This window comes from Streptomyces sp. NPDC031111 (assembly GCF_055570675.1).
This window is the reverse complement of record NZ_JBVIGS010000013.1, coordinates 169,324-187,067: the sequence shown is the minus strand read 5'-3', so window position 1 is coordinate 187,067 and position 17,744 is coordinate 169,324. Positions and strand designations below refer to the sequence as shown.

Annotated in this window: 13 protein-coding genes; 6 read left to right on the top strand and 7 right to left on the bottom strand. The window is 71.7% G+C overall.

Going from position 1 to position 17,744, the window contains the following annotated elements; translation table 11 throughout:
• Positions 1-361: 361 nt before the first annotated feature.
• Together ACZ470_RS26115 and ACZ470_RS26110 are read right to left on the bottom strand one after the other, a co-directional pair.
• Positions 362-1,723: a glutamine synthetase family protein gene (locus ACZ470_RS26115; RefSeq protein ID WP_468430960.1), complete on the bottom strand. Its 1,362-nt coding sequence runs from the start codon at positions 1,721-1,723 to the stop codon at positions 362-364.
• Between the two features lie 306 nt (positions 1,724-2,029).
• Positions 2,030-2,473, bottom strand: coding sequence for an RrF2 family transcriptional regulator (locus ACZ470_RS26110; protein WP_468430959.1), 444 nt, complete (start codon positions 2,471-2,473; stop codon positions 2,030-2,032).
• A gap of 170 nt (positions 2,474-2,643) precedes the next feature.
• On the opposite strand from ACZ470_RS26110, the gene ACZ470_RS26105 reads away from it, so the two are divergent.
• The 3 genes from ACZ470_RS26105 to ACZ470_RS26095 are packed head-to-tail and all read left to right on the top strand — an operon-like array spanning position 2,644 to position 5,779.
• Positions 2,644-3,306 (top strand): DUF3105 domain-containing protein, encoded by a 663-nt coding sequence (locus tag ACZ470_RS26105; protein WP_468430958.1) that lies wholly within the window; start codon positions 2,644-2,646, stop codon positions 3,304-3,306.
• Positions 3,303-3,932: a DUF305 domain-containing protein gene (locus ACZ470_RS26100; RefSeq protein WP_468430956.1), complete on the top strand. Its 630-nt coding sequence runs from the start codon at positions 3,303-3,305 to the stop codon at positions 3,930-3,932. Before ACZ470_RS26105 ends, ACZ470_RS26100 begins: the two co-directional genes overlap by 4 nt.
• Before the next feature lie 59 nt (positions 3,933-3,991).
• Complete coding sequence (locus ACZ470_RS26095) at positions 3,992-5,779, top strand: NAD+ synthase (RefSeq protein ID WP_468430954.1); 1,788 nt, start codon at positions 3,992-3,994, stop codon at positions 5,777-5,779.
• Positions 5,780-6,375: 596 nt separating this feature from the next.
• On the opposite strand, the gene ACZ470_RS26090 is transcribed toward ACZ470_RS26095, so the two are convergent.
• The 4 genes from ACZ470_RS26090 to ACZ470_RS26075 all read right to left on the bottom strand — a co-directional run bounded on the left by ACZ470_RS26090 (position 6,376) and on the right by ACZ470_RS26075 (position 11,239).
• Entirely contained in the window at positions 6,376-7,602 is a 1,227-nt protein-coding gene (locus ACZ470_RS26090; protein WP_468430952.1) for an MFS transporter, read from the bottom strand.
• 112 nt (positions 7,603-7,714) lie between these two features.
• Positions 7,715-8,767, bottom strand: coding sequence for an endonuclease/exonuclease/phosphatase family protein (locus ACZ470_RS26085; protein ID WP_468430950.1), 1,053 nt, complete (start codon positions 8,765-8,767; stop codon positions 7,715-7,717).
• A 183-nt stretch (positions 8,768-8,950) separates the two neighbouring features.
• Positions 8,951-9,571, bottom strand: a complete 621-nt coding sequence (locus ACZ470_RS26080) for a TetR/AcrR family transcriptional regulator (RefSeq protein WP_468430948.1) — start codon at positions 9,569-9,571, stop codon at positions 8,951-8,953.
• A 75-nt stretch (positions 9,572-9,646) separates the two neighbouring features.
• Positions 9,647-11,239, bottom strand: a complete 1,593-nt coding sequence (locus tag ACZ470_RS26075; RefSeq protein ID WP_468430946.1) for an MFS transporter — start codon at positions 11,237-11,239, stop codon at positions 9,647-9,649.
• A gap of 209 nt (positions 11,240-11,448) precedes the next feature.
• Here ACZ470_RS26075 and panB point away from each other — a divergent pair, with 209 nt between their 5' ends.
• From panB to ACZ470_RS26060, 3 genes are all read left to right on the top strand, one after another.
• Entirely contained in the window at positions 11,449-12,333 is an 885-nt protein-coding gene (panB, locus tag ACZ470_RS26070; RefSeq protein WP_468430944.1) for a 3-methyl-2-oxobutanoate hydroxymethyltransferase, read from the top strand.
• Between the two features lie 257 nt (positions 12,334-12,590).
• Positions 12,591-13,598 (top strand): ATP-binding cassette domain-containing protein, encoded by a 1,008-nt coding sequence (locus ACZ470_RS26065; RefSeq protein ID WP_468430942.1) that lies wholly within the window; start codon positions 12,591-12,593, stop codon positions 13,596-13,598.
• A complete protein-coding gene (locus ACZ470_RS26060) occupies positions 13,595-14,413 on the top strand; it encodes an ABC transporter permease (protein ID WP_468430940.1) in 819 nt (272 codons plus the stop codon). Before ACZ470_RS26065 ends, ACZ470_RS26060 begins: the two co-directional genes overlap by 4 nt.
• On the opposite strand, the gene ACZ470_RS26055 is transcribed toward ACZ470_RS26060, so the two are convergent.
• On the bottom strand, positions 14,414-17,698 hold the full coding sequence (locus tag ACZ470_RS26055) for an AfsR/SARP family transcriptional regulator (protein WP_468430938.1): 3,285 nt from the start codon (positions 17,696-17,698) through the stop codon (positions 14,414-14,416). It lies immediately after the preceding gene.
• Positions 17,699-17,744 lie beyond the last annotated feature (46 nt).

The following is a 17,744-nucleotide window of genomic DNA, read 5'->3' as shown; positions in this document are numbered from 1 at the left end:
GCGGACGCGCACGGCAGCCGGGGACCGACGGTCAGTGACCGTCTGCCCCCGGGGCACTGTGCGCCAGGAGTCGGAGAACCGTCAGCGGTGTAACCGCACCTGATGCCGAGCATCGACGCCTCGGGCCCGGAAAGCCGTGGACAGTGGACAGCCTTTACAGCCACTCGTGGCGTCCGCGCGTGACGATGATCAGCGGCAGTACGTCCAGACGCTCATTCATGGCCGTCCGGCAGATGACGGCCGACGTGAGCAGGTCACTCCGGCGTCGGACGGCCCGGGAGCAGTGAGACGCTACGGGGGCCGACGGTCATGACCGTCGGCCCCCGTAGCCGGTCCAGCGATGAAACGTTCTGCCCTGCGCCTACAGCACCGGCAGGTTCTTGCGGAGTTCGAAGGCCGTGACCTCGGAGCGGTACTCCTCCCACTCCTGCTTCTTGTTGCGCAGGAAGAAGTCGAAGACGTGCTCGCCGAGGGTCTCGGCGACCAGGTCGCTGCGCTCCATCAGGGTCAGCGCCTCGCCCAGGTTCTGCGGCAGCGGCTCGATGCCGAGCGCGCGGCGCTCCGCGTCCGAGAGGGCCCACACGTCGTCCTCGGCGCCCGGCGGGAGCTCGTAGCCCTCCTCGATGCCCTTGAGGCCGGCGGCGAGGAGGACGGCGTAGGTCAGGTACGGGTTGGCGCCGGAGTCGATCGAGCGGACCTCGACGCGGGCCGAGCCGGTCTTGCCTGGCTTGTACATGGGCACGCGGACCAGGGCCGAGCGGTTGTTGTGGCCCCAGCAGATGTACGAGGGGGCCTCGCCGCCGGCGCCCGCCGTGCGCTCCGTGCCGCCCCAGATGCGCTTGTACGAGTTGACCCACTGGTTGGTCACCGCCGAGATCTCCGCCGCGTGCCGCAGCAGGCCCGCGATGAAGGAGCGGCCGACCTTGGAGAGCTGGTACTCCGCGCCGGACTCGTAGAACGCGTTGCGGTCGCCCTCGAAGAGGGAGAGATGGGTGTGCATGCCGGAGCCCGGGTGCTCGGAGAACGGTTTCGGCATAAAGGTCGCCTGAACACCCTGTTCCAGGGCCACCTGCTTCATCACCAGGCGGAACGTCATGATGTTGTCCGCCGTGGAGAGCGCGTCCGCGTAGCGGAGGTCGATCTCCTGCTGGCCGGGGGCGCCCTCGTGGTGGGAGAACTCCACCGAGATGCCCATCGACTCCAGCATCGTGATCGCCTGGCGGCGGAAGTCCATCCCGACGTTCTGCGGGGTGTGGTCGAAGTAGCCGGAGTTGTCGGCCGGGGTCGGGCGGCTGCCGTCGAGCGGCTTGTCCTTCAGCAGGAAGAACTCGATCTCCGGGTGGGTGTAGAAGGTGAAGCCCAGGTCGGAGGTGCGGGCGAGGGCCCGCTTGAGGACGTAGCGCGGGTCCGCGAAGGACGGGGAGCCGTCCGGCATCAGGATGTCGCAGAACATACGGGCCGTGCCGGGGGCCTCGGCGCGCCAGGGGAGGATCTGGAACGTCGACGGGTCCGGCTTGGCGATCATGTCGGACTCGTACACCCGGGCGAAGCCCTCGATGGCGGAGCCGTCGAAGCCGATCCCCTCGTCGAACGCCTGCTCGAGCTCGGCGGGGGCGACGGCCACGGACTTCAGGAAGCCCAGCACGTCGGTGAACCACAGGCGCACGAACCGGATGTCGCGCTCCTCCAACGTCCGGAGCACGAACTCCTGCTGCTTGTCCATCTTCCGCTTCCCCATCCTTGCCGGTCAGGCCGCCTGTCCGCGCCCGCGCCACGGGAGGCGGGCGGGCTACCGAGCGGTCACACGGGCATCCCACCACACCAGCGTTTCATACGCGTTGCCGACCTCGATCGGCCGACTGGCCATGGCCTGAACGCCTCGCACACGACAGGTGTACCGCTCTGGGGCCCATCTTGCCTGTTCGGGTCGGGATCCGTAACGGTCGGCCCTCGGGCGGGCGGGTCTTGGTGGATTTGTGCGGGATTCTACGGGTTTCCCGCGGGCCATCGCGGGTCATCGCGGGTCACCTTACGGCCGCGTGGGGATTCCCAGGAGCAGGGCGCCGGTGGGGTCGGTGACGAGGTCCTCCATCGTCACCGGATCCAGTGTGGCGAAGAACGCCTCCTGGGCCCGGCGCAGGGCGCCGCGCAGTCGGCAGCCGGAGCTCAGCGGGCACGGTGACGAGGTGGGCGTGCCCTCGCAGTCGACGACGTCGCCCTCGCCCTCGAAGGCCCGGACCACGGCGCCCACCGAGGCGGTGCGGCCGTCCTCCGTGAGGGCCAGACCGCCTCCCCGGCCCCGGCGGGCCGTGAGCAGGCCCATGTGCTGCAACTCGGAGACGACCTTCGCGGCGTGCGTGTACTGCACGTCCATGGCATGCGCGACGTCCCGCGTCGTGGGGGTGGAGTCGCCGGCCACGGCGAGGCGCATGAGGACGCGCAGGGCCAGGTCTGTGGAGCGGAGCAGCCGCATGGCCGAGAGGGTATTTAATGCGCATCCTGGATTCAACTTTTCGGGGCGGTTGTCGAGGTGCCGTTCTCGGCGGTTGCCTTGTTTTTGGCGCCCTCTACGGCTCGTCCCGTCTTCCCCATTACGATCAGCTCACCCGTTCGTCCCACTTCCCCCTCCGAAGGGCATTCCCCATGGGCTCCGCCAAGAAGAGCAGCGCGGCACGTACGGCGCGCATAGAGGAGATGCGGCGCGCCGAGAAGGCCCGCGAGCGCCGCGCCCGGATCCTCACCATCGCCGCCAGTGTGGTGGTCGTCGCCGGTCTCGTCGTCGGCGGTGTGGTGCTCGTCCAGTCGCAGTCCGACGACGACGGCGGCGCGGCCGCCGACTCGAAGAACTCGGGCAAGTTCGTCACGGGCAAGGACGGTGTGCGGAAGTGGGAGGGCGAGCTGGGGCGCAACCACGTGACCAAGTCGGTGAACTATGCCGTCTCACCCCCGGTGGGCGGTGACCACCACCCGGTGTGGATGAACTGCAACGGGGACGTCTACACCGACGAGATCAACAACGCCAACGCCGTGCACTCGCTGGAGCACGGAGCCGTGTGGGTCACGTACAACGCCGATGCCGAGAAGGCGGACGTCGACGCGCTCGCGGCGAAGGTGAAGAAGACCCCGTACACGCTGATGAGCCCGGTGGACGGCCAGAAGGACCCGATCACGCTGACCGCGTGGGGGCATCAGCGGACGGTGACCGGGGCGGACGACCCGAATCTCGACGCGTTCCTCGAGAAGTTCGTCCAGGGGGAGCAGACGCCGGAGCCGGGGGCCGCCTGCACCAACGGGCTGGCCAAGTGAGGCAGGTGGGGCTGATCGCGGGGGCCGCGGCGACCGCACTCGTCGCGGCCGGGGCGATCACTTACGCGGTCGCCGGGGACGAGGGGTCGTCGGACTCCGTTCCCTCGGCCGACTCCGCCGATGCCGGGTTCGCCCGGGACATGGCCGTGCACCATCAGCAGGCCGTCGAGATGTCGTACATCGTGCGGGACCGGACGGACGACGAGGAGGTCCGGCGGCTCGCCTACGACATCGCCCAGACGCAGGCCAACCAGCGGGGCATGCTGTTGGGCTGGCTCGACTTGTGGGAGCTGCCCAAGGTGTCCTCGGACCCGCCGATGACCTGGATGGGCATGGGTGACATGGCCTCCGGCAAGGACGGGGCGCTGATGCCGGGGATGGCGACCAACGCGGAGATGAAGCGGCTGGGAGAGCTGGACGGGAAGCGGGCCGAGGTCTTCTATCTCCAGCTCATGACGGCTCATCACAAGGGCGGGGTGCACATGGCCCAGGGGTGTGTGCGTGCCTGTGAGGTGGGGGTCGAGAAGCGGCTCGCGCGGGGGATGGTCGAGGGGCAGGAGTCCGAGATCGAACTGATGGCCGGGATGCTGGAGGAGCGGGGAGCGGGGGCCGACCCGGGCGCCTAGCGCCGGGTGCGGGACGGCCCGTCCGGGCATCGTGTCGTTTTGACGATTACACTGGGCCCGTGCCTCAACTACGTCTCGCCCTGAATCAGATCGACTCGCGTGTCGGTGACCTCGTCGGTAACGCCGAAACGATTGTCCGCTGGACCCGGCACTCCGCCGAGCAGGGAGCGCACCTCGTGGCGTTCCCCGAGATGGCGCTGACCGGGTATCCCGTCGAGGACCTCGCCCTCCGGTCGTCGTTCGTGGAAGCGTCCCGGGCGGCGCTGAACTCGCTGGCCGCGCGGCTCGCCGAGGAGGGGTTCGGGGATCTTCCGGTGATCGTCGGGTACCTCGACCGCAGCGCCGCCGCCCAGCCGAAGTACGGGCAGCCCGCAGGTGCGCCGCAGAACGCGGGCGCCGTGCTGTACGGGGGTGAGGTGGTGCTCAGCTTCGCCAAGCACCACCTGCCGAACTACGGCGTCTTCGACGAGTTCCGGTACTTCGTGCCCGGCGACTCCATGCCGGTGGTGCGGGTGCGCGGGGTCGATGTCGCCCTGGCCATCTGTGAGGACCTGTGGCAGGACGGGGGGCGGGTGCCGGCCGCCCGGTCCGCGAAGGCCGGGCTGCTCGTCTCGATCAACGCCTCGCCGTACGAGCGGGACAAGGACGACACCCGGCTCGAGCTGGTGCGCAAGCGGGCGCAGGAGGCCGGGTGCACCACCGCGTATCTCGCGATGATGGGCGGACAGGACGAGCTCGTCTTCGACGGGGACTCGATCGTCGTCGACCGCGACGGTGCGGTGGTGGCGCGCGCGCCGCAGTTCAGCGAGGCGTGCGTGGTGCTGGACCTCGAGCTTCCGGCGGCGGAGGCGGACGCGCCGGTGGGGGTCGTCGACGACGGGCTGCGGATCGATCGGGTGGTCGTGTCGGAGGCTCCTGGGCCCGCGTACGACGCCGAGTCCGCCGAATCCGCCGAGTTGGCCGAGTTGGCCGGGGGGTACGCGTCTCGGCTCGACGATGACGAAGAGGTGTACTCCGCGCTGGTGGTGGGGCTGCGGGCGTATGTCCAGAAGAACGGGTTCCGGTCGGTGCTGATCGGGTTGTCCGGGGGGATCGACTCGGCGCTGGTGGCGTCCATCGCGTGTGACGCGGTGGGGGCGGAGAACGTGTACGGCGTGTCGATGCCGTCGAAGTACTCGTCCGAGCACTCGAAGGGCGACGCGGCGGAGCTGGCGCGGCGGACGGGGCTGAACTATCGGACGGTGTCGATCGAGCCGATGTTCGATGCGTATATGGGGGCTCTGGGGCTGACGGGGCTGGCTGAGGAGAATCTCCAGTCCCGGTTGCGGGGGACGCTGCTGATGGCGATCTCCAACCAGGAGGGGCACATCGTGCTGGCGCCGGGGAACAAGTCGGAGCTGGCGGTGGGGTACTCGACGCTGTACGGGGACTCCGTGGGGGCGTACGGGCCGATCAAGGACGTGTACAAGACGTCGGTGTTCCGGTTGGCTGAGTGGCGGAACCGGGCGGCTCGGGAGCGCGGGCAGACCCCGCCGATCCCGGAGAACTCGATCACCAAGCCGCCGAGTGCGGAGTTGCGGCCGGGGCAGGTGGACACGGACTCGCTGCCGGACTATCCGGTGCTGGACGCGATTCTGGCGCTGTACGTGGACCGGGACCGGGGGGCCGACGAGATCGTCGCGGCCGGGTTCGATCGGGAGCTGGTCGAGAAGACGCTGCGGATGGTGGACCGGGCGGAGTACAAGCGGCGGCAGTATCCGCCGGGCACGAAGATCTCCCCGAAGGGCTTCGGAAAGGACCGCCGCCTACCGATCACGAACGGCTGGCGCGAGGGGGTCCGCGTCTGAGCGGCCCCGGCCCCGGTGGGCGGGGCGGGGGCGCCGTCGGGGTTCGCGTCTGAGCGCCACCGGCCCGGTGGGTGGGGCGGGGCCGGGTCGGGGGTGTCCGTCCTCGGACTGGCGCGCATCACGTTTCTTGGAGGGGTGCGGGGCGCGGACGCGCCAGCCACTGCGGGCGGCCACCCCCGCCCCGTCCCCTCCCCGCCGTCGGCGACCATCCGTCTCCGCCGGCTGCGGCCGACCGCATGCCGCTCACCGCGACCAGCCACCTGCCCCACCCTCCGCGGCCAGTCGCCCGCCGTTCTCGGCAGGCGGCCGCTTGCCCCACTCTCCGCGGTCAGCCGCCTGGCGCGTCAGCCGCGGGCAGCCGCACGCCGCGCCCTCCGCGGGCAGTCGCATGCCGCGCTCTCCGCGGGCAGTCGTGCCGCTGGGGCGGCACGGGTGGGCGCGACGGCACCCCGGAAGCGCCGGGCCGCGCGAACCCACCCCCGGCCCACACCCACGCGGAGCACCCCGCACGGCGCCGGGCCGCGCGAACCCACCCCCGGCCCACGCCCACGCGGAGCACCGCATAACGCGCCGGGCCGCGCAGACCACCCGCCGGGTTACCCCACACGCCCCGCGTCCGCCGCCGTACGTTCCGGTACGCGCCCCGCGACCACCCGCTCGCGGCCCCCCACCGGCACCGCCCTGCGGTCCACCGCGTACGCGACCCCCGCCACGCCCACACCGAACGCGGCCAGCACCGCCCCCGCGACCGCCGGCGACGTCACGCCGAAGCCGGCCGCCAGGGCCAGACCCCCGATCCACGCCCCGCCCGCGTTCGCCAGGTTGAACGCCGCCTGATTGGCCGACGAGGCCAGCGACGGCGCCGCCGACGCCTTCTCCATCACCATCAGCTGCAACGGCGACCCCGTCACGAACGCCGCCGTGCCCAGCACGGTCACCGCGAGAGCCGCACCGGCCTCCGCCCGCATCAGCAGCGGGAACAGCGCCAGGATCGCCGTCAGCGACGCCAGGCCGCCGAACAGCGTCCCGCGCAGGGAGTGGTCGGCCAGCCGGCCGCCCAGGAGGTTGCCGGCCGTCGCGCCCACGCCGAACAGCGCCAGCAGCAGCGTCACACTCGTGTCGGCGTACCCCGCGGACTCGGTCAGCATCGGCGTGATGTAGCTGTACGCCGCGAAGAGCGCCCCGAAGCCCGCGACCGTCGTCCCCAGGGCCAGCCAGACCGGGAGCGAGCGCAGGGCGGCCAGTTCGCCGCGGAGGGCGGACCGGGGGGCGGGGGTGTGGTCCCGGGGGATCAGGAGGGCCAGGGACCCTATCGCCACCAGGCCGATGGCGCTGACCGCGAGGAAGGTGGCGCGCCAGCCGAAGTGCTGGCCCATCAGCGTGGCCACGGGGACGCCCGCGACGTTGGCCATGGTCAGGCCGAGGAACATCAGGGAGACCGAACGGGCCTTGCGTTCCGGGGCCGCCATGGTCGTGGCGACCACCGCTCCCACGCCGAAGAAGGCGCCGTGCGGCAGGCCGCTGAGGAAGCGGGCGGCCAGGAGCCAGTGGTGGTCGGGCGCGAACGCCGAGAGGGCGTTGCCCGCCACGAAGAGGGCCATGAGGGCGATCAGGACCGTGCGGCGGGGCAGTCGCGCCGTGGCGGCGGCCAGGAGCGGAGCGCCGACGACCACGCCAAGGGCGTACGCCGAGACCAGGTGGCCCGCGCTGGGGAGGGATATGCCCAGGTCGTCAGCGACGTCGGGGAGCAGCCCCATCATCACGAACTCGGTGGTACCGATGCCGAAGGCACCCACGGCAAGGGCGAGCAGGGCCAGGGGCATGGAAGTGCGGACCTTTCGAAGACAATATGTTCACGGTCGGAACAAAGCCTCTCAGGTCCGGTATTCCATTGAGTGACGAGTGAGTGACGAGAAGGCGGCTGACCTGCGGTTTTCAGTCGTCCGGTGTGGTGACCCTCACACGGGCGGCGATGGGGAGGTGGTCGCTCGCCGTGGCCGGGAGGGTCCAGCTGCTCTCCGGTTCGGCGCCCTTGACCATGATCTGGTCGATCCGCGCCATCGGGAACGACGCCGGCCAGCTGAAGCCGAACCCGCTGCCCACGGCCCCCTGGGTGGAGCGCATCTGGGAGGTGACCGCCTTCAGGGCGCGGTCGTTCATCGTGCCGTTGAGATCGCCCAGAAGGACGACGTTCGGCAGGGGTTCCTCCGCGATCGCCTCCCCCAGCGCGTCCGCGCTCTTGTCGCGCTGCCGAGCCGTGAACCCGGCCTCGAGCTTCACCCGGACCGAGGGAAGGTGCGCCACGTAGACAGCGACCTCGCCCGCCGGAGCGGCCACCGTCGCGCGCATCGCACGCTTCCAGCCGAGGCGGATGTCGACCGCCTTCACATCGCTCAGCGGGTACTTGCTCCACAGCCCCACCGTGCCGACCACCGCGTGGTGCTTGTACGTCGACTTCAGCGCCCGCTCGTACGTCGGGACCGCCGACGCCTTCAGCTCCTCCAGGGCCAGCACGTCCGCGCCCGAGGCGGCCACGTCACGGGCGGTGGCGGACGGGTCCGGGTTGTCGGCGTTGACGTTGTGCGTCGCCACCGTGAGGTCGCCGCCCGTCGCGGTCTTGTCGGTGAGCAGGCCGCCGAAGAGGTTCAGCCAGACGGCCGCGGGCAGGATCGTCGCGATCAGTGCCGTCGCCGACTTCCGGATCAGGCCGAGGACCAGCAGGACCGGGATCAGCAGGCCCAGCCAGGGCAGGAAGGTGTCGACCAGGCTGCCCAGGTTGCCGATCGCGTTCGGGACGTGGGTATGGGCCGCCATGACCAGGGCCGTCAGGGCCGAGCAGGCGGCCAGGACCAGCCCTCGGCGCCAGATGCCGCGGTCGCCGCGCCAGCCCCTGGTGACGCGGTCGGACAGGCGCCGGAACCGGGTTGGCGGGCGCTCGGGCCCCGAGCCGCCGTTGTCCGTCTCCGTGATGTACGCCTGCTGCGCCATACCGTCGCCTCACAACCTGCCGTGCACACCGTCACCCCGTGTCCGTAAGACACTAGGGGATGATCGGTTCCGTTCCCGCCGCCCCTCGGCGGCCGTACGGGGGCGAGGACGTGCGGGGACGCCCGGGGAGTTCCGGACGGGGGCGCGAAAAGTGTCCTCTGTGACGAAACGCGCACACGGGGATCAGCCGTTGACGGGGCGTAGGCCCTGGAGAAGTGTGTCGACGACCTGTTCGGCGAGGTCGTCCGGGAGTTCGGAGTCGGGGCGCAGGACGGTGCGTACGAGGACCGGGCCCACGACGATGTCGTTGAGCAGTTCGATGTCCACGTCGGCGCGCAGTTCGCCGTTCTCCCGGCCCCGGCGCAGCACCTCCAGGCCGAGCCGGCGGCGCGGCAGGATGACGGTGTCGTGGTACGCGGCCCAGAGGTTCGGGCTGCTCTTCATCTGGGCGCGCACGTTGTGCAGGATCGCGGAGGTCCGCCCGGCCAGACCGCGCCGTCGCAGGGACTCCAGCAGGACGACGAGGTCGTCGCGCATGGACGTGCCGGGGAGTTCCGGGTCCGGGGGCTCGGCGGCCCGCAGGACGTCGACGAGGAGCTGTTCCTTGCCGCTCCAGCGGCGGTAGATGGTGGCCTTGCCGACACCGGCGGTGCGGGCGATGCGCTCGATGGAGAGCTCCGCGAGGGGCACCCCGTCCTCCAGGAGCTTCATCACTCCCTCGATGATGGCGCGTTCGACCGCCTCGCTGCGGGGGCGGCCCCGCGCGGGACCGTCCTGCCGGGGGTCGGTGTCGGCCAGGCTCACGTCGTCGGTCCTTCCGGTCGGCTGGGACGATTCTCCCCGGTCGGGCGGTGCGGACGATCCACCACGCGGGGGTTCTCAGTCCGCCGCCGACACCAATTCCTGTTCCTTCTCGTCGTCTTCGGACGCGGGTCCCCGGCCGGGCAGGAACACGGCGACCACGATCGCTCCCAGGACCGCCACGCCCGCTCCCCACAACGCTGTGACGTGCATGGCGTGCAGGAACGCGTCGTTGGCCGCGCCGACCAGGGGCTCGCCCCGCGCGCCCAGCCGGTCCGCCACGGCCAGGGTGGCCTCGATGGACTCGCCGGCGGCGTGGCGTGCGCCGGGCGGCAGCAGGCCGAGCTCGTCCTCGACGCCGGTGCGGTAGGCGGTGGACAGCACCGAGCCGAGTACGGCGATGCCGAGCGCGCCGCCGACCTGGCGGAAGGTGTTGCTCAGCGCGGAGGCCGAGCCCGCCTTCTCGCGCGGCAGCGCCTGCATGACGACGACGCTGACCGGCGTCATGACGTGCGCCATACCGGCGCCCATGAGGAAGAAGACGACCTCCAGGATCCAGATGGGCGTGTCCGCGTCCAGGGTGGCGAACGCGGCCAGCATCGCGGCGAGCACCACCAGACCGGCGGTCGTGGTCGCCTTGTTGCCGAAGCGGTCCACCAGGAGTCGGGCCCGTGGCGCGAAGATCATCTGCGCGGCGGCGAGCGGCAGCATCAGCAGTCCGGTCTCCAGCGGCGAGTAGCCGCGCACGCTCTGGGTGTAGAACACCGCGAAGAACGTCACGCCCATCAGCGCGAAGAAGACCAGCGCGATCGCGGCGATCGCGGCGGAGAAGACCTTGTTCCTGAAGTAGGTGATGTCGATGGACGGGTGGTCGCTGCGCTTCTCGAACACCACGAAGGCGGCGAGTACGGCGAGACCGGCGCCGATGGTCGACAGCACGGTGGCGTCGGTGAAGTCGGCGAGCTGGCCGCCCTTGATGATGCCGTAGACCAGCAGGACCAGACCGGCCACGGACAGGACGACGCCGACGGGGTCGATCCGGCCGGGGCTGGGGTCGCGGGAGTCGGGGACCAGCCACAGCATCAGGGCCACGGCGAGGACGACGATCGGCACGTTGATGAGGAAGACCGAGCCCCACCAGAAGTGGTCCAGGAGGACTCCGCCGGTGATCGGGCCGATGGCGATGGCGAGGCCCACACCGCCCGCCCAGATGCCGATGGCCTTCGGCTGCTCGTCGCGTTCGAAGACGTTCATCAGGACGGCCAGGGTGGCCGGCATGACGAAGGCCGCGCCGAGACCCATCACCGCGCGGAAGCCGATCAGCTCGGCCGGGGTGCCGGAGAACGCGGCGAGCGCCGAGCCGATGCCGAACACGATCAGGCCGCCTATCAGCACCTTCTTGCGGCCGAGCCGGTCACCCAGCAGCCCCGCGCTGAAGAGCAGCCCGGCGAAGACGAGCGTGTAGGCGTTGATCGCCCACTCCAGCTCGCTCTGCGTGGCGCCCAGGCCGGTGGGGGCCGGGGTGGAGATCGTCTTGATGGCGACGTTCAGGATCGAGTTGTCGAGTACGACGATCAGCAGGCTCAGCATCAGCACGCCGAGGATCGCCCAGCGGCGCCGGTGCACGGCCTCCGGGACCCGGTGGGCAGGGGCGGCGGCAGGAGAAGTCATGCGGCCCAGGCTAGCTATTTCCGATACGAGACCGTCTCGTATCGGAAATCCTTTGCCCAGAACTTGCCGGGACTTTGTGTGGTGTCGGGGGCTCGCGGGGTGGAACTCACAAGGGGGCCTCTGGCCCTCGTCCGGGCGAGGTGCCACCATGGACGTGGTCCGGGGACGCCGTAAGGGCGCCTCGAGATGACATGTTGGGAGACGGTTCCATGACGCAGCTTTCGGCTGCCCAGACCGGGACGGCATCCGGTTCTTCCTCCTCCTCCGACGGCAGGACGCTGTACGGGGGCAAGGGCTCGCGCCGTATCACTGTCCGTGACATCGCCGCCGCCAAGGAGCGCGGCGAGAAGTGGCCCATGCTCACCGCGTACGACGCGATGACCGCGTCCGTGTTCGACGAGGCCGGTATCCCGGTGATGCTCGTCGGTGACTCGGCCGGCAACTGCCACCTCGGGTACGAGACCACCGTGCCCGTCACCCTCGACGAGATGACCATGCTGTCGGCGGCGGTCGTGCGCGGGACCTCGCGCGCGCTGATCGTGGGCGACCTGCCCTTCGGCTCCTATCAGGAGGGTCCGGTGCAGGCGCTGCGCTCGGCGACCCGGCTGGTGAAGGAGGCCGGTGTCGGCGCCGTGAAGCTGGAGGGCGGCGAACGGTCGCACCGGCAGATCGAGCTGCTGGTGGAGTCCGGGATTCCGGTGATGGCCCACATCGGGCTGACCCCGCAGTCGGTGAACGCCATGGGGTACCGGGTGCAGGGGCGTGGCGAGGAGGCGGCCCAGCAACTGCTGCGGGACGCGAAGGCCGTGCAGGACGCGGGGGCGTTCGCCGTGGTGCTGGAGCTGGTGCCGGCGGAGCTGGCGGCCGAGGTGACGCGGGTGCTGCACATCCCGACCGTCGGGATCGGGGCCGGGCCCCGGACGGACGCGCAGGTGTTGGTGTGGACCGACATGCTGGGGCTGACGGGTGGGCGTGTGCCGAAGTTCGTCAAGCAGTACGCGGATCTGCGTGCGGTGATGAGTGGGGCGGCCAAGGCGTTCGCCGAGGATGTGGTGGGCGGCGCCTTCCCGGAGGAGGCGCACTCCGTGCACTGAGCAGCTCTTGCTGCCGCTGAGCCACTGCCGCACCACCTGCCGGCCCCGCTGATCTTCCCCCGTCAGCGGGGCCGGCGCATGTCCGGGCTGGACGGGGGGTGTTCGCGCATCCCGGCGCTTACGGGGTGCCGTCGCGCCCACCCGTGCCGCCCTGCGGACGACTGCCCGCGGCTGACGCGGCATGCGGCTGCCCGCGGTGGCGCCCGTGTCGGTGGGATGTCGGGGGTTTGTCGGTGGGGGGCGGCAGAGTCGGGGGCATGACGCGAAATGACATGGCCGTCACCGTGCGGGGGCTGGTCAAGCACTACGGCGGGACCAAGGCGCTGGACGGGGTCGATCTGGATGTGCGGGAGGGCACCGTGATGGGGGTCCTCGGGCCGAACGGGGCCGGGAAGACCACCCTCGTACGGATTCTGTCCACCCTTCTCACGCCGACCGCCGGGCAGGCCACCGTCGCCGGGTACGACGTGGTCCGCCAGCCCCGGCAGCTGCGCCGGGTGATCGGGCTGACCGGGCAGTACGCCTCCGTGGACGAGAAGCTTCCGGGCTGGGAGAACCTGTATCTGATCGGGCGGCTGCTCGACCTGTCCCGCAAGGAGGCACGGGCCCGCGCCGACGAGCTGCTGGAGCGGTTCTCCCTCACCGACGCGGCACGGCGGCCCGCGGCCACGTACTCCGGTGGTATGCGGCGGCGGCTGGACCTGGCCGCCTCGATGATCGGCCGCCCGGCCGTGCTGTACCTGGACGAGCCGACCACGGGACTGGACCCCCGTACCCGCAACGAGGTGTGGGACGAGGTCAAGCGGCTGGTCGGGGACGGGGTGACCGTGCTGCTGACCACCCAGTACATGGAGGAGGCCGAGCAGCTCGCCTCCGAGCTGACCGTCGTGGACCGGGGCAAGGTCATCGCGAGCGGCGGCATCGAGGAGCTCAAGGCCAAGGTCGGCGGCCGTACGCTGCGGATCCGCCCGGCCGACCCGCTCCAGCTGCGGCCGCTGGCCGGCGCCCTCGACGAGCTGGGCATCACCGGGCTCGCCACGACCACCGTGGACACCGAGCGGGGTGCCGTGCTCGTGCCGGTGCTCAGCGACGAGCAGCTGACCGCCGTGGTCGGCGCGGTCACCGCGCGCGGCATCACCCTCAGCTCCATCACCACCGAACTGCCCAGCCTCGACGAGGTGTTCCTGTCCCTCACCGGCCACCGCGCCAGTGCCCCGCAGGACGCCGTGCCCGCCGAGACCCACGAGGAGGTCGTCACCGTATGACTGCCACCACTGTCACCACCGACCTCCGCGCGGACGCGCGCATCCCGTTGCGTGCCCATGTGCGGCACACCGGGGCGCTGGTGCGCCGGAATCTGCTGTGGATCCGGCAGGACCCGGAGTCGATGTTCGACGCCGTGCTGTTCCCGATCGTCTTCACCCTGCTGTTCGTCTACGTCTTCGGCGGCTCGATCGGGCAGTCGCTGGGCGGCGGGCAGGAGGCGTACGTGCAGTACATCGTGCCCGGCCTGATGGCCATGATGGGCATGAACATGGCCCAAGGGGTGGGCACCGGGTTCAACCAGGACTTCAACACCGGGGTCATGGACCGCTTCCGGTCGCTGCCGATCGGGCGTGGCTCGGTGCTGTTCGCGAAGATCTCGGTCGAGATGGTGCGGATGCTGATCGCCACCGCGATCCTGATGGTCGTCGGTGTGCTCGTCGGCTTCGACATCAACAACTGGCCGGGGCTGTTCGCCGCCGTGGGACTGTCCGCCGTGTTCGGTTCGGCGCTGATGTGGATCTTCCTCACGCTGGGTGTGGTGATGAAGAACGCGCAGTCGGTGCAGGCCATGGGCTTCCTGGTGCTGATGCCGCTCCAGTTCGGCTCGTCGATCTTCGCGCCGACGCAGTCGATGCCGGGCTGGCTGGAGTCCTTCACCCAGGTCAATCCGCTGTCCGCGCTGGCGGACGCGGCTCGCGGGCTGATGGTGGGCGGCCCGGTCGCCCACGACCTGTGGATGACGCTGGCCTGGTCGGTGGGCATCACCGCGGTGATGGCCCCGGTCGCGATCCACAAGTTCCGTACGAAGAGCTGATCACTCCGGTCCGAGCAGGGCGGCGGCCTCGTCCGGGGAGAGGCCGGCGCCCTCGGCGTACGCGGTCTCGTACTCCGTGTCGCCGAGTGCCGCCCGGGTGCGCTCCTCGGCGCGCCGGCGCATCTCGCGTTCCACGCTCCCGGCGTGGTGTTCGGGCGGCAGCCAGGAGTCGGCGGCGCCGATGCAGCGGGCCGCGTCCCGGGCGTGCCGCCCGCCGTCGAGTCCGACGAGCGCGGCGGCGCCCAGGGTGAGGTACGCCGAGCGCATATGGGGTGCGATGGCGGCGGACAGCGGATCGCCCGCCTGCCGGAGCGCCTCGCGGATGAGGACCATGGCCTGCTCGTCGTTGCCGTCGGCCACCTCCAGCCAGCCCTCGGCGCCGAGGATGAACGCGTCGAAGACGACGTAGTGCGCGAGCCGGAACTCCTCGCGCAGCGCCCGCAGATGCTCCCGGGCCTCGGCGGTGCGCCCCACCGTGCCGAGCCAGCCCACCAGGAAGAGCCGGGCGGCGGGCAGGGCCTCGGTGTGCCGTCCGCGTGTGCTCTCGATGACCTCGCGCAGCAGCCGCTCGCCGCGCTCCGTCTCGCCCGCCTCCAGCAGCGCGCTGCCGAGCCGTGCCGACAGGACGGCCATGTGGGCGCGGGCGCCGAGGCGGTCGGCGTGTTCGATCGCCGCCTCGTAGTCCTCGGCGGCGGCCTCGTACGCACCGCTGCGTTCGCGGGCCTCGCCACGCGCGGAGAAGGCCTCGGCGACGCCCCAGACGTCGCCGAGCCGGCGGTGGATCTCCAGGGCCTCGTCGGCGTCACGGCGTGCGTCTCCGGCCCAGTCGCTGCGGTTGGCCAGGAAGTTGGCGCGCAGTTGGAGGTTGGAGGCCAGCTCCCACTCGAAGCCCGGGTTCTCCCGGCAGGTGCGGATGGCGGCGTCGACCACCTGGTGGAGCCGCTCCATGTCGCCGGTCAGCATCACGGCGAAGGTCCACAGCAGGCCGGGCGGCCGGCAGACCTGGGGCATGCCCGGCTCGTACGTCGCGGCGATCAGGCGCAGCTTGTGCTGTGCCTGCGGGGTCTGCCAGTCGTCCAGCTCGGTGTCCATCTGGGCCAGATGGGCCAGGTGCACCCCGCGCCGGGCCTCGGCGAGGACCTCGCCGGTCATCGGGGGCGGGGCGTCGGTGCAGCGCTGCCACAAGGGGGCGGCGGGCCGGACCGGTTCGGTGAACGGGTCGGGGCCGAGGGCCATGACCTCGGTGCACCAGTTGCGGGCCTCGATGCGCAGATCGCGCATCTGCCAGTACCAGATGAGCGACAGGGTGATGCAGAGTGCCTCCTGCTCGTCGCGCAGGGCGAGGGCGTGGCGCAGGGCCGTGCGCAGGTTCTCGTACTCCCGCTCCAGCCGTGCGATGGCGACCGCCTGGTCCGGTCCGCGCAGCAACGGCTCGGTGGTGCGGGCGAGTTCACGGAAGTACGTCAGGTGCGCCCGCTCGGCCTCCGGGCGCCGGCCGGACTGGCCGAGGCGTTCGCGAGCGTACTCGGCGACGGTCTCCAGGAGGCGGTAGCGCATCTCGCCGTCGCCCGAAGGGGCGGCCACCACCAGGGACTTGTCGACGAGGGAGCCGAGCGCGTCGAGAGCGACCGGGCCGCAGACGGCCTCGGCGGCGGCGAGGTCGCAGCCGCCCGCGAAGACCGACAGCCGGCCCAGGACGTCGCGTTCGTCCTCGTCGAGCAGGTCCCAGGACCAGTCGACGACGGCCCGCAGGGTCTGCTGCCTGGGCAGGACGGTGCGGCTGCCGGAGGTGAGCAGGCGGAAGCGGTCGTCGAGCCGGTCGGCGATCTGGCGCGGGGTGAGGATCCGCAGCCGGGCGGCGGCGAGTTCGATGGCGAGCGGCAGTCCGTCGAGGCGGCGGCAGATCTCCGCGCAGGCCGCCGCGGTGTCGTCGTCGGCGTCGGTGCGGAAGCCGGGGCGGGCGGCGGCCCCGCGGTCGGCGAGCAGGCGCAGCGCGACCGGCTCGGGCAGCGGCTCCACCGGACGCAGCAACTCCCCGCGCACCCCGAGCGGTTCACGGCTGGTGGCGAGGACGGTGAGGCCGGGGCAGCGTTCCAGCAGCGCCTCCACGAGGTGGGCGGCGGCCTCGACGACGTGCTCGCAGTTGTCGAGGATCAGCAGCATGCGTCGCGGGCCGCAGTGCTCGGCGAGGCGCTCCACCGGGTCGTCGTGCCGGTCGGTGACGGCCCTCATGCTCTCGGCGCCGGCGCCGTACAGCACGGTCTCGCGGGCGCCGACGGCGGTGAGGACGGCCTCGGGGACGGCGTCGGGGTCGTCGACCGGGGCGAGTTCGGCGAGCCACACGCCGTCGGGGATGGACTGCCGTACGGTCTCGGCGGCCTCCTGCGACAGCCGGGTCTTTCCGGCCCCGCCCGGTCCGAGGAGGGTCACCAGCCGGGTGGCGGTGAGGTCCGCGCGGATCGTCTCGATGTCGGCCTCCCGGCCCACGAACGAGGTGAGCCGGGCCCGCAGGTTGCCGGGCGGCACGCTTCCCCGCGGCTCGGGCGCGGGACCCGGCCCGGGTTTCAACAACTCGGCGTGCAGGGCCCGGAGTTCGGCTCCGGGGTCGGAGCCGAGACGGTCCGCGAGCAGGCGTCGTACGTCCTCGAAGGCGGCCAGGGCCTCGGCGGCGCGGCCCGTGTCGCGCAGGGCGCGCAGCCGCAGGGCCTGGAGGGGCTCGTCGAGGGGGTGGCTGTCGCACAGCGCGGTCAGCTCGGGCAGGGACTGCTCGGCCTGGCCGAGGGCGAGGGCGGCGGTGTGCCGGGCGCGCAGCACGTCCAGGTGCCGGGTTTCGAGGCGGGCCGTGTCGGCGGTGCGGTCGGGCAGGCCGCCGAGGGCGGGGCCGCGCCACAGGGCGAGGGCGTCGTCCAGGACGGCGGCCGCCTTCGCCGGGTCGCCGTCGGCGAGGGCGCGCAGGCCCTCGCCGGCCAGCCGCTCGAAACGGTGCAGGTCGACGTCGTCGGGGGCGGCGGTGAGTCGGTAGCCGCCGTCGGCGGAGGCGATCGCGTCCGCGCCGAGCGCCCGGCGCAGCCGCCCCACCAGCGCCTGGAGCGCCCCGGTCGCGTCGGCCGGCGGATCACCGTCCCACACCTCGTCGACCAGCAGGCCCACCGGCACCGTGCGCCCGGCCCGCAGGGCGAGCACGGTCAGCAGGGCACGCAGCCGCGCCCCGCCGACGGGGACGACGGTGCCGTCGGGGCGGAGTGCCTGGGTGGTGCCGAGGATGCGGTAGCGCACGGGGTCCATTCTCTCCGGTGAGGGTTGCGGGGGTCACGGCGCCCGGGCGGCGTGG